Origin of the sequence: Chitinophaga agrisoli, assembly GCF_008386695.1 — a bacterium.
GTDB lineage: Bacteria > Bacteroidota > Bacteroidia > Chitinophagales > Chitinophagaceae > Chitinophaga > Chitinophaga agrisoli.
Genome location: NZ_VUOC01000001.1, coordinates 233,762 through 246,724, shown reverse-complemented (window position 1 = coordinate 246,724; position 12,963 = coordinate 233,762). Strand labels below are relative to the sequence as shown.

9 protein-coding genes and 1 tRNA gene are annotated in these 12,963 nt (G+C 47.9%); 6 read left to right on the top strand and 4 right to left on the bottom strand.

Going from position 1 to position 12,963, the window contains the following annotated elements; genetic code table 11:
- Window positions 1–25: 25 nt before the first annotated feature.
- Window positions 26–1,060 carry a cytochrome d ubiquinol oxidase subunit II gene (cydB, locus tag F0L74_RS00995; RefSeq protein WP_149835981.1) on the bottom strand — a complete coding sequence of 345 codons (1,035 nt, stop codon included), beginning with the start codon at window positions 1,058–1,060 and terminating at the stop codon, window positions 26–28.
- Window positions 1,061–1,086: 26 nt separating this feature from the next.
- The gene (locus F0L74_RS00990; RefSeq protein WP_149835980.1) at window positions 1,087–2,460 is read right to left on the bottom strand and encodes a cytochrome ubiquinol oxidase subunit I; all 1,374 of its coding nucleotides are present in this window, start codon (window positions 2,458–2,460) and stop codon (window positions 1,087–1,089) included.
- A 1,108-nt stretch (window positions 2,461–3,568) separates the two neighbouring features.
- On the opposite strand from F0L74_RS00990, the gene F0L74_RS33175 reads away from it, so the two are divergent.
- From F0L74_RS33175 to F0L74_RS00970, 5 genes are all read left to right on the top strand, one after another.
- Window positions 3,569–3,793 carry a hypothetical protein gene (locus tag F0L74_RS33175; RefSeq protein WP_188315815.1) on the top strand — a complete coding sequence of 75 codons (225 nt, stop codon included), beginning with the start codon at window positions 3,569–3,571 and terminating at the stop codon, window positions 3,791–3,793.
- Window positions 3,741–4,427: a basic secretory protein-like protein gene (locus tag F0L74_RS00985; RefSeq protein WP_149835979.1), complete on the top strand. Its 687-nt coding sequence runs from the start codon at window positions 3,741–3,743 to the stop codon at window positions 4,425–4,427. The genes F0L74_RS33175 and F0L74_RS00985 overlap by 53 nt, the downstream gene beginning before the upstream one ends.
- 375 nt (window positions 4,428–4,802) lie before the next feature.
- On the top strand, window positions 4,803–7,781 hold the full coding sequence (locus F0L74_RS00980; RefSeq protein ID WP_213086863.1) for a SusC/RagA family TonB-linked outer membrane protein: 2,979 nt from the start codon (window positions 4,803–4,805) through the stop codon (window positions 7,779–7,781).
- Between the two features lie 20 nt (window positions 7,782–7,801).
- Window positions 7,802–9,397 (top strand): RagB/SusD family nutrient uptake outer membrane protein, encoded by a 1,596-nt coding sequence (locus F0L74_RS00975; RefSeq protein ID WP_149835978.1) that lies wholly within the window; start codon window positions 7,802–7,804, stop codon window positions 9,395–9,397.
- 170 nt (window positions 9,398–9,567) lie between these two features.
- Window positions 9,568–9,654: transfer RNA gene (locus tag F0L74_RS00970), tRNA-Ser, on the top strand.
- A gap of 621 nt (window positions 9,655–10,275) precedes the next feature.
- On the opposite strand, the gene F0L74_RS00965 is transcribed toward F0L74_RS00970, so the two are convergent.
- On the bottom strand, window positions 10,276–11,196 hold the full coding sequence (locus F0L74_RS00965; protein WP_149835977.1) for an alpha/beta fold hydrolase: 921 nt from the start codon (window positions 11,194–11,196) through the stop codon (window positions 10,276–10,278).
- Window positions 11,197–11,818: 622 nt separating this feature from the next.
- Here F0L74_RS00965 and F0L74_RS00960 point away from each other — a divergent pair.
- Window positions 11,819–12,130, top strand: coding sequence for a transposase (locus F0L74_RS00960; protein WP_149835976.1), 312 nt, complete (start codon window positions 11,819–11,821; stop codon window positions 12,128–12,130).
- A 61-nt stretch (window positions 12,131–12,191) separates the two neighbouring features.
- Here the strand turns inward: F0L74_RS00960 and F0L74_RS00955 are convergent, their stop codons facing one another.
- The gene (locus F0L74_RS00955; RefSeq protein WP_149835975.1) at window positions 12,192–12,554 is read right to left on the bottom strand and encodes a hypothetical protein; all 363 of its coding nucleotides are present in this window, start codon (window positions 12,552–12,554) and stop codon (window positions 12,192–12,194) included.
- Between the last annotated feature and the right edge of the window lie 409 nt (window positions 12,555–12,963).

Here is a 12,963-nt window from a genome sequence, read left to right as displayed (position 1 = left end):
TCATTAAATAAATAGTAGCCCCTGTTTAGTAGCTCATTTCATTCAGCTTCACCTTACCTCTAAAGGTCCAGAATACAAACACGGTATAGGATAATACCAGTGGCGTGCCGATGGCAGCCATGAGCAGCATGATCCTTAAAGAAGTGTTGGTGGCCGCCGCCTGGTAAATGCTGATGCTCCATGCCGGGTTAGTGGAAGAGATGATGATATTGGGGAATAGCCCAATCGCAAACAGGATGAGCAGTATGGCGGTGGTAAAACTGGAGAAGATGAAGGCCGTGAAATATTTACGCGCATCAATATTCCGTTTCAGGTTCAGCACGGCCAGTACGGCAGCCAGCGGCAGCAGGAACAGCACCGGGTAGCGTTTAAATTCGTGCGTCATATGCGGTATATAAATGAGGGTGGCCATAGAAGTGAGAATGAAACAGAGGATAAAGAATTTGCTGCAGTTGCTTACCAGCACGGTAAGCTTGGCATACAGGCGGTTCTCTGTTTTCATGGTCAGGTAAATGGCCCCGTGCATCATAAACAGGGAGAGGGTGGTAACGGCAATAAGAATGGCATAAGGGTTAAAAAAGGTAAAAAGGTCGCCGGTGAACTCGTGCTGCGCATTGATGGGCAACCCTTGTATCAGGTTGCCTAGTATCAGCCCCAGCAGCAGGGTAATAAAAGTGCTGGAGGCCATATAGGCAATATCCCACATTTTGCGCCACCAGCGCCACGGCTCTTTACTGCGGAACTCTATGGAAATGGCCCGGAAGATAAGGGCCACCAGGAATAGCATAAAGGGGATATAGAAGGTAGAGAGCACCACACCGTATACCAGCGGGAAGCCGGCAAAAAGAGCGCCGCCGGCAATTACCAACCATACCTCGTTACCATCCCATACCGGGCCAATGGCGTTGAGGGCGGTACGGCGGCTTTCCTCTTTGTTAAAGAAGAGATGCAGGGCGCCCGCGCCCAGGTCAAAACCATCCAGTACCCCGTACCCGGTAATAAGGCCCCCTATTACCAGGAACCAGCATGTTGGCAGATCTAATCCCAGAATCGTATTCATAGATAAAGTTTATGCGCGACTGCGCCTTAAGCCAGATTTCGTTTTGAATAAAGATCACTCACCTCCTCCTCATTCTGCGTTACATCCGGACCATGTTGTATTTTCCGGTGCAGCAGGAACAGGAACAGCACAAACAGCAGTGCGTATACCATGGTAAACAGTACCAGGGAGAACATTACCTGGTTGGCCGATACTGTTTTTGACAGCGCGTCTGAGGTACGCAACAGTTTATATACTACCCAGGGCTGCCGGCCTACTTCTGCCGTGTACCAGCCCACCTGGTTGGCGATCTGCGGTAGCAGCACGGCCCCCACAAATATGATCATGAGCCAGCGTTGCTCAAACAGCTTCTTTTTCCATAGCAGGAAAGCGGCCAATAAGGTAAGTCCTATCAGGGTAAAGCCGATGATCACCATGGTGTGATAGGTCTGGAAAACAAAGTTCACGGCGGTGGGGCGGTCTGCCTCCGGGGTAGCCCGCAGACCCTCTACCGGTGCGCTAAAGCTGCCATGGGTAAGGAAGGAGAGGCCGCCCGGGATCTTTATACCGCTGGTTTGCTGTTTCTGCTGGTTCACCCATCCTATCATGTACATGTCTGCCGCGGCCAGGCTATCATAATGCCCCTCCATAGCCGCCAATTTGGCCGGCTGGTATTCGCTCACATATTCAGCGGAGCGGTGGCCGGTAAACAGCTGTAAGAGGGCGGCTACTGCCGCTACGCGGAGCCCTACCTTAAACATGGCCTGCGCATGTGCGGTGAACTGTTTGCGCAGTATATACCAGGCGGCCACGCTCATGACCAGGAAAGAGCCCGCCAGGAAGGCGCCAATGATCACATGGGAAAAGCGGTCTACGGAGGATGGGTTCAGTACCATTTCCCAGAAATCCGTTACCACTGCCCTGGCCTGCATACCAGTACCCTCAATACGGAAACCGGCCGGCGTTTGCTGCCAGGAGTTGGCGATCACGATCCATAGGGCGGAGAAAATGGAGCCTAATGCCACCATGATGGTGGCAAAATAATGGACACCCTTGCCTACCCGGTTCCATCCAAAAAGCAGTACGCCCAGGAAGCCGGATTCCAGCGCAAAGGCAAAAATACCTTCCGCCGCCAGGGCGCTGCCAAATATATCGCCTACATAATGGGAGTAAGTGGCCCAGTTGGTGCCAAACTCAAACTCCATAACGATACCGGTGGCCACCCCTATACCAAATATGAGGGCAAAGATCCTGATCCAGAAACGGGTTATCTCCTGGTAGATGGCCAACCCTGTTTTAAGGTACAGCCCTTCCATGATAACCAGGCATACGCCCAAACCTATGCTCAGCGGAGGATATATATAGTGGAAAGCGATGGTGAACGCAAATTGCACCCTGGCTAGTATTTCAACAGACGGCATATATAGGTATGATAAGTGAAGTAATCATTGCAAAGGTAGCAGCGCGTTACTAAATCAAAGCTGATGTTTGTCATGAATTCCTACACGATTGTAACAGCTATCGTTATCAATATGTTTGCGCTTTCTCCTCTAAAACCAGTAGTAAAAACTTTTCACGTTAACTGATGATTAACATATTAAAAATAAGAATCTTTTTAATTTCGATGTTATATAAGCGCGGGAGATTAAGGGAACCCAATCTTTCAACAGCGCTGATATCACGAGCGTACAGTATAACATTATTAAGGGGGGATGTAATGATAATCACGGGGAAACAGCACCCCAGCCATATCCTAGGGGGGACTTTTTTTATATGGCTCGCTGTTTACCAGTAATGGTACGTAAGGGGGCATTGCCTGCGGCGCTTAATTGACGCGGCATCTACGGCAAACCACACAGACCACAGTACCGTATAACACTACGGTTGTAAAATATTGTCAATTGTCATGTGAATGATACGAGAATCATTTTTTGTGTCTTTTAATGGTTAAACCAAATAGGGGAATGAGCCTGATCTTCATCAGGCTTCCCTTTTTTGGGCAGGCTCCTCACCATGACGGTTTCCATTTGTGAAAGTTTCTAAAGTTATTATACACGCATTCCATTAACCAAACGTTGTGTCTTAATGGATAGCTTGACAGAGCTTGATATCTATCGGGCTCTTTTTTTTGCCATTTATGTTATGTGTTTATTAGTCTACAGAATTTGTAGGATATTTTTTGGTGATTACATGAGCGCACGTTATATTTGTATCACTACACTGATTAATCACCACCATTAATTAGTTGATTTAAGGAGCATGCTGGGCATCAGCATATAAATTGACTAACATGAATACACGTAAAAACTTTATCCGTTCTGCAGGCTGTATGCCTTACTGTTGTTGATCACCATCATCTCTTTTTATATCGATATAACTATTGGCTGTAGTGATACAGCAAGTGGATATATATTATACTAAGCACAAGTAAAGATCAAAAACCAACATTTAACATCTGTTCTCTGTTGTCAGGGCCTGCGAGGCCGCTCCGGTGGTCTTGCAGGTTCTTTTATCACAAAACCTTGCCATATGCAATACGCTGCTTCCTTTGCCTCTGCCGGCGTGATCGTTATCCTCATCGCCTATACCGCACACCAGGTGAATAATGCCACCGCAAAACCTCCTAAACCGGCTACCGTTCCGGCTTATTGCAACACTGCTATAAACAGCTTATCTTGCCCGGCACAAGCACCAACCATTTATGAAGAAATTGTTGACGGGAGCAGCAGCCCTGTTACTGCTGATGGCCAATAAGCCGGCCTTACATGCCCAGGCAGATTTTATGACCGCCGATACCATCCGGCAGGGTGGTTATACCCTGGTCTTTATTAACAAAGACGCCAGTTTTGACAAGAACGTAAAACAAAGAATGCAGGATGCTTTCTTTACGGTTTACCCGCGTCTGGCAAAAACGTATAATAAGCGCACTTTAAAGACCGTGACCTTTATGATAGACCCTGCCTATGACGGCGTAGCCGCCACCGGTAACGGCGTGGTACGGTATAACCCGGAATGGCTGCATAAGCACCCGGGGGATATAGATGTGGTAACACATGAGGTGATGCATATTGTGCAGGCTTATCCTGATAGTAAAGGTCCCGGATGGCTAACCGAAGGCATTGCAGATTATGTGCGCTATGTATTTGGCGTAGATAATAAAGGGGCCGGCTGGGCCCTGCCGGCCTATGCGCCCTCCCAGACCTATGAGCAGAGCTACCGGGTGGTAGCCCGTTTCCTGGTATGGGTGGAAAACGCAAACCGCGGCGCCGTTAAAAAACTGGACGCTACTATGCGGGCCGGCAACTATACGCCGGACATCTGGCAAAAAACTACCGGTAAAACGCTGGACGAGCTGTGGAGCAGCTATGGAGCGCACCCGGAGATCTAAACTTTACAAGTGGGCGGCGCGTTTCAGACGCTGCCTGTGACCTACTGGATAAAAGGGGATGTATCAACCAGATATATCCCCTTTTTTATATCCATACCAGCCTGCTATGCCCTTGACCCTCCTTATATGTGAATGATACGCACAGCTGCTCGTTTACGATTCTTAACCCCTCTGCCAGTCCTGCCAGAGCAATACAGTTAAATTTCGTAAACAATCGGTTAATTAGTGTGATAGCGACACTTATTTAACTAAGTAATTTTATAAAAACGGATCAGCCTGACAATTCAACCAAAGAAAGGACAAACAACTATAATCGCATCGTTTCGGTGGCGCCGTACATAGCAGTGACAATCTTTACTACTAAAACATAAGGACATGCGTTCATTCAACGTTAAGGCCACGCTATTGCTTATACCGTGGTTACTCGCCTCTGGCTTCCTGATGGCGCAGGGGATACCTGTATCCGGAAAAGTGACAGACGCAAAGGAAGGTAATCCGCTGCCCGGCGTAAGCGTATCTGTAGCCGGCGCTAATACAGGGGGTATCACAGACGTCAACGGTCAGTATAAATTGACGCTGCCGGCAGGGGGTAAGATACTGGTATTCAAATTCACCGGCATGAAATCATTGGAAATGCCGGTAAACGGGCGCGCTGTCATAGATGTACAGCTGGAGTCTACAGAAGTAGGGTTGAATGAAGTAGTGGTAGTAGGCTATGGTACCCAGCGTAAGGGCGATGTGACCAGCGCCATTGCCAGCGTTAAATCTGAGAACTTTGTGAAGGGCGCCGTACGGGATGCAGCACAGCTGATACAGGGCAAAGTAGCAGGGTTGACGGTATCTACGCCCAGTGGTAACCCCACCTCCAACACGCAGATACAGCTGCGTGGTATTACCACGCTAAAGGCAGGCACCTCTCCCCTGATACTCATAGATGGGATCCCTGGCAGCCTGAACACCGTGGCCCCGGAAGACATAGAATCTGTAGACGTGTTGAAAGATGGCTCTGCCGCCGCTATTTACGGTACCCGCGGCACCAATGGCGTGATCCTTATCACCACCAAAAAACTGCATGGCGAAATGAAGCCTACCATCCAATACGATGGGTATGTAAGCCTGCAAGCCATTGCGCGCCGTCCGGAATTTCTTACCGGAGATGATTACCGCCGCCTGATCAAAGAAGGCATTGATTTTACAGATTATGGCAGCTCTACAGACTGGCTCAAGGAAATTACCCGGTCGCCGGTAAGCCATACGCACAATCTTAGCTTCCAGGGCGGCAGTCCTACTACGAATGTAACCGCCTCCCTTAACTACCGTAACTGGGAAGGGTTGTTTGTTAATTCGAACAACAAACAGATCACCGGCCGTGCAGATGTAAACCATGTTATGCTGGATGGTAAGCTTAAAGCCAACCTGAATGTGATCACGCGCAGCCGTACCTACTGGTCTGGTGTGGATGCGGGCGAAGGCGGTTTCATCAACGGTAACAGTTTTAATAATTATGTATACCGCCAGGCCATGATCCGTAATCCCACAGATAGCGTGCGTAATTATAAAGGCGATTGGCTGGAACGGAACATCTACTTCTACGATAACCCGGTGGCTTACCTGATGGAATCTTATGGACAGAATGACGAAAGAGAGACCCGTCTGAACGGTAGCCTTACGCTGGAACCTGTCAAAGACCTGCGCATGAAACTGCTGGTATCCGGTAATAAATGGTCTGAGACCAGGGGATATGCAGAGACCAAGAAGCACGTATCCACCGTAAAAAACAACCGCAATGGCTATGCCTCCCGCGGCACCTCAGACATGCAGGATAACCTGCTGGAGTTTACTACGGAGTATACGCGCAGCATCCGTAAACACCGCTTTAACCTGCTGGGTGGTTACAGCTACCAGGATAATACCCGCGAGAACTTTTACATGCAGAACTGGGATTTCCCAACGGATCAGTACTCTTATAATAACATGGAAGCAGGCGACGCCCTGAAGCGCGGAGAGGCTGTTATGGGCAGCTTTAAAGATAAATGGAAGCTGATCGGTTTCTTTGGCCGCCTTAGTTATAACTGGGATGATAAGTACCTGCTGCTGGCCAGCGTACGCCATGAAGGATCTACCAAGTTTGGCAGCAACAGCCGCTGGGGTACTTTCCCCGCCGTATCATTGGGATGGCGTGTAAGCAAAGAGACATTCATGACCGGGCTTACCTGGCTGGATGATCTTAAGCTGCGCGCTGGTTTTGGGGTAACAGGTACGGTGCCGGATGATCTCTATGCATCGTTGCGCAGCTTTAACTACGGCAACCGTTTCCTGATAAACGGCGTTTGGGTACAGGGTCTGGATGCGGTGCGTAACCCTAACGCGGAATTGCAATGGGAAAAGAAAGAAGAGTTTAACGTAGGGGTGGATTTCTCCCTGTTCGGCAGCCGCATTAGCGGTAGTATAGATGCTTACCGCCGGCTCACCAAAGACGCCATCTTTGATTACCAGGTACCCGTACCTCCTTATCCCACGCCGGAGATAGTGGCCAATGCCGCCCAGATCCGCAACCAGGGGCTTGAAGTGCTGTTGAATTTTGTACCGGTAAGCACCCGCAATTTCCAATGGAACTCCGGGTTTAACTACTCCACCAATAAGAATGTGCTGGTATCCCTTTCCAGCAACACCTTTGCCACCACCAACGATTATTTTGACGCCGGGTACACCGGGGAGCCTATCCAGGAGCCCACCCACCGGGTACAGGTAGGCCGCCCCATCGGTAATTTTTATGGCTATAAATCCATAGGTATTGATGATAATGGCCGCTGGATCATAGAAGGCAAGGATGGCAAACCGGTAGCCAGCGCAGATAAAAGCCCGGATGACAAGCAAATATTGGGCAACGGCCTGCCCAAACATTTCCTGGGATGGAATAACTCTGTACGCTATAAAAGGTTTGATCTGAATGTTACTATGCGGGGCGCTTTTGGTTTCCAGATCCTGAACTTCCAGCGCCTGTTCTATGAAAACCCTAAAGTGGTGCAGTATAATATGCTCAAAACCGCATTTGATAATGTATACGGTAAAACCCGGCTGAATGATGACCTGGCCCTGGTGAGCTATTATGTGGAGAACGGTGATTACTGGAAGGTGGACAACGTTACGCTGGGGTATAATTTCAATACCAAACGCACCCGCTATATACAGGCAGCCCGCATTTATGTAGCGGCGCTGAACCTGGCCACCATTACCGGCTACAAGGGTATAGACCCGGAAGTGATACGTACCGGGCTGGCCCCCGGTGATGATGAGCGGGATAAATACCCAACCACCCGCACTTTTACCCTTGGCGTGAACCTTACTTTTTAGTACCATTTAAAACAGCAGTCATGGAAAACAGGCATAGCATATACACATGGATAGGGACGGCCGCCTTGCTGATGGTGCTCGCCGGCAGCGCCTGCACCAAACTGGATCCCGAGACCTTTTCCGAATTAGTGGAGGAAAGCATTATTTATAAGGAATCCGATACTTCCAATATCATCGCGCAGGCATATAGCCCGCTACGCCCCGTATGGGCAGACTGGATGGGCAATTTTGACCTGCAGGAAGAAAGCGCGGACGAGATCATTACCCCCGCCCGGCCCAATGGATGGTATGATGGCGGCACCTACCAACGTATGCACCGTCATACCTGGACCTCCCTGCAGGAGCAACCGGACGCTTTATGGGGGCGTGTGTTTAACGGCGTGGCCAATACCAACCGCGCCATCTACCTTTTTAGCTCCGGCAAGCTGCCGGTAGGCGCCGCCAAAGAGAGCCTGGTGGCTGAACTGAAAGCCCTGCGCGCTTTCTACTACTGGCTGCTCTGCGATAATTTTGGCAATGTGCCCATTGTTACTGACTATGAGGACCTTTCCGTTCCTAAACAAAGCCAGCGTAAAGAGGTATATGATTTTATCGTAAAAGAGCTGAATGATAATATCCCCTTACTGCGGGAGTCTGCCGGTACCGGCATGTACGGCCGTTTTAACAAATGGGCGGCCAAGACCCTGCTGGCCAAAATGTACCTGAATGCAGGGGTATACAGCGGCGCTACCGCCTGGCCGCAATGTTTGCAGCAGTGTAATGATGTGATACAGGCTGCTGGCACCGGCCTGTACATGCTGGAGCCACAGTACCGCGATAATTTCAAGACCAATAATGAAACTTCCCGGGAACTGATATTTACCGTGCCTTATGACGAGATCAATGCGCCCGGTTTTATTATCCATATGAAAACACTGGATCCGCTGAGCCAACAGGTATTCCGTATGGAAGCGCAGCCCTGGGGCGGCAACTGTGCCGTACCACAGTTCATTAACACCTACGACCCGGAAGATACCCGCCTTAAAGACACCTGGTTACAGGGACCGCAAAAAACGCCGGCAGGGGTAGAAGTGATTGACTATGTAAATTTTGTGGGGGGTATAGAAAAAAGCAAATCCAATGAGGGCTTCCGTGTGGGCAAATACGAAATACGGGTGGGAGCCAAAGGCTCGCTGAGCAATGACTTCCCCATCTTCCGCTATGCAGATGTGCTGATGATGAAAGCGGAATGCCTGTTACGCACCGGCCAGACAGGGGAGGCCGCTCAGCTGGTAACCCAGGTACGGCAAAGGGCCTTTGCCACCACTACCCCGGCTAAGGCCACGGTTACCGCTGCGGACCTCCAGAAAGGCAGTAAATACCAGTATGGTTATTGGGACAATGGCCAGATCACGGAATTGCAGGGCGGGGATGATGTGCAGCTGGGAAGGTTATTGGATGAGCTGGGCTGGGAGTTTGCCGCAGAGGCGCACCGCCGCCAGGATCTTATCCGGTTTGGGATCTTTGCTACCAAGAAATGGTTCCAGCATAGGCCCAATGGGGCAAACAGGACTATTTTCCTGATACCACAGGAGGAGCTGAATAAAAACCCGAATTTGGTGCAGAACCCGCTATAGGGGATATTTACGGGCAGTCCCCATTAGCGTTTGGGCGCTAATGGGGCTGTTTTTGTTTTTAGGGGGATGGAGGCGGTTTTACAGGCGTTTATAGTGCCTGGTTAAAATACCTTTTGGAAATGCGGGTAAAAAATGTATTTTTGCATCCCTGAAGAAAAATTCAACCAATCGGAGAAGTGCAGGAGTGGTTGAACTGGCACGCCTGGAAAGTGTGTAAACTCGAAAGGGTTTCAAGGGTTCGAATCCCTTCTTCTCCGCAAGCCTTAAAGACCCACGCTCAGCGTGGGTCTTTGTTTTTAGTTATTTTCTGAATGATCATTGTAATTGACAGTGATAATAATCAGATTTCAAGTAGTTTTTGAATTGAGATATTTCTATGATCAATTTCATTCTCAACCGTATGAATTAATTGTGTAACATCTAGCCTAGATATCATTTACTTTAATATAGAAAATGGGACTATCCCACTCATCTGGTTTCTCAAATTCATATCTTCAATACTCTTCATAACAGGCATTAGCATCAAAAATTTTAAGCATGGAGATGACTGCCAATTGGTATCAGTGTCATGTCATCACCCAGAGTGCCTCCTCTATTTCATCCAGATCAACAACGGCAGCATTTTCGTAGTATTCTCTTCCACGATGTACGATCGTGTCATTTATCTGTAATTCAAAATTCTTCAATGTGAGCATATAACTGGTGGTTTAAGTCATCCCAATAAGTTATCCATCGTTCCTTTTAGATTATTTTAGTCATCATCTCTCAATTTGGCTCTAAGTATACAAATTTCTGCACTTAGAGCCAAATTGACGCCAGGAATGTGCGGTCTTTATACATTGATGATCGATGCACCCCAGTTTGCAGTAAACAATGGTTTACCGGCCAGTTAATTCCAGAAACTGATTAATCAGCAATCCAATTATTTCAGGAGCGTCTTCCGGACTATAATGCCCGGCTTCGGGCAGTTCATGCACAATGGCGGCAGGAAATACTGATTTAAAAAGGGGGATAAAATATTTTCCATGTAGCGTTTTATCACGCCCTCCCCAAATAGTTAGTGCCGGAAGTTGACTTATTTTTTCTTTGGCTTCAGATGACGGTATTTCAAAAGTATGCGCGCCAGTTGCAAATCCTTTTGCCCACCCCAGGGCGCCCAATGTTTCGCCGGATGTTGGAAAGGCGGCACGATAGGCAGCTAGCCATGTCTCGGTAATAAGCTCACTTCGTTCGAATCCATTTAATTTGAGCGTACTTAAAATATGATAATGTAGCTCATGCATTATTTGCTCAAGTTTGCCTGCATGCGCTGCCTCAAGGATCCATTGAAACCATGGAGATTCCCTGGTATTGGCCTCAAGTGTCTGCGCTAATTCAGGCTGTCCGAAAGCAACCGGGCCGTTAAGACTGATTATACGGCGAATACGTTCCGGATGACGGGCAGCCAATCCCATACCTACTGGTCCTCCAAAATCATGCATTACCAAAGTGATGCCCCGAAGATCAAGGTCAATTACAAACTTTTCAAGATTGTCAATGTGATCCTGCAGCCAATAGGTTCTGCCCGGAGGCGTTTCACTTTTGCCGAAGCCCATATGATCGGGAACAACTACCCGGTAGTCTCTTGAAAGTTGCGTGATAATATGCCGGAACAAATATCCCCAGGTAGGTTCGCCATGAAGGCAAAGCACAACATCTCCCTGACCCTCATCAACGTAATGCATGTTGAATTCCGGCGCCGAAGTAAAATGAGGTGTAAAAGGAAAACTCCCTTCAAATGTTTCATTCTTTGAGATCATAATTATAATTTATTTGGTATAGTGTAAATACATAAAGCCCCACCTATCAAGGACCGTTTGCCAGCGCCTTTTGGTACTGGCGTGTGTGCCCTGCGAAAAAAAGTGTGTCATCCGGGTAGTAAAATTAGACTGGCAAATGCTATGAAATCGGTATAATTCTATGATAAAACAGTACGTCTTATAAAGAATGTATGTAGGGATGAAAAGTGTGGATAACTTATCCACAAACCAATTTCACTACGCATAATGGATAGTAAGTGCCCCTTTAATTTTGAACTGTTCAGAAAAAATAACCATTATGAAGACCGTTGTGCGATTGAAACGACTACAAACACTGTTTAACCCCGAAAGGGTTAAAGGCATGTTGCCTTTGCTCATATTTACCCACAACCAACAGACCTTTTAAAAATTATTGATTGGGTTAACCCGCAGCAAACACTTACTTCCAGCCGCTTACGCTGGATAAGCAGCCGCTGTCTGGCTTCATTGCGCCATGGGCATCCATGCACCCTGTGGTTACATGCAGCCGGATGGAACAGCTGGCGGTGAGACCCTGCCCTATAGCAAACCGCCGCAATGGTGGCCGCCATTTTTTACCAACAACTAAAAGTGCCAGAAATATATGAGAGGTCAACAATCACTTTTTAACAATTATATTGAAAGCCCTGTCAAGAAAACAACCAGGAAAGGACGTTCCGCAGACATGATAGCGCTTAGAGATGAATGTCTGTTACACCGGTACTATTATCATATCAAGCTGCAGGGAAAACGCTATGATATGGCTATCCAGGAATTATCCGTAGAGTTCTGGATCAAGAACAGTAACATTATCTACCGGCTGCAATGTAATAGTGAAAGATTAGAGCAGATCATGAAGCAGGAACAACCGGATCTGAAACAGTTAAAAATACTATATCCCTGGTGGGCATGGTGAGAGTAAAGATGAAACGCTGCAATTACTGCAGCGTTTTTTTTGTGCCCAACCAATCCGTCCATTAGTAGGGTAGCACCTCAGGCAGGGGCGCCGCGATCACGCTTGTTGGCGTCGTGACCGGGTACTCCTGGAAGTTAAGGCTGTAACTGAGCACCCGTACCCGGAAGGCATCATGTCTGTCCTGGGTGGTGAGCATCCGTACACGGAAAGCATCGCCCCTGTCTTCAGTGGTGATCTTTATACGGTTCAGTGGCGCTATCATGTCATTTGCCCATCCCTGTAATGCCCGGTGCAATTGTAGCTCTGCTTCGTAATGATCAAGTGCGGTGGCGGTGTCCAGGAAAGTAGAGCCGTCTGCCCCTGTAACCTGGAATGCCAACCGGCATTGCAGCTCTCCGGATCCTTCCTGTATTAGGCCGCTCATGTTTGAGTAGGTGATATTAGTAAAATCAATAAATACACAAGGCCAGACAGATGGTGCGCCATTGTAATTTTCTGTTTGTGAAAGCTCCGGGTATACGCCCTTTATTAAAGGTGCATTTGTTCCAATACGTTCTTGCAATGCAAGGAAGAGATTTGAAAATAAACTATCCATTTTTATTATTTAAAGTGATCAAAATTTCTTCGTTCGATGAATGTAAAGGTCGGTGCAATACGCCTCTTTTACGATTCCACTTTTAATGATTGAACATTGATTGAAGTATGATTGATCAATAAAAGAATAAGCATTATTTCCTGATTTTTTCAGCGTGCCCTAATGTTGTTCCTTTGTATTGTAATCGCTTGCTGACAACGCAGGTAAAACACGAAAGCAACTGCTGGTCGAAAACATT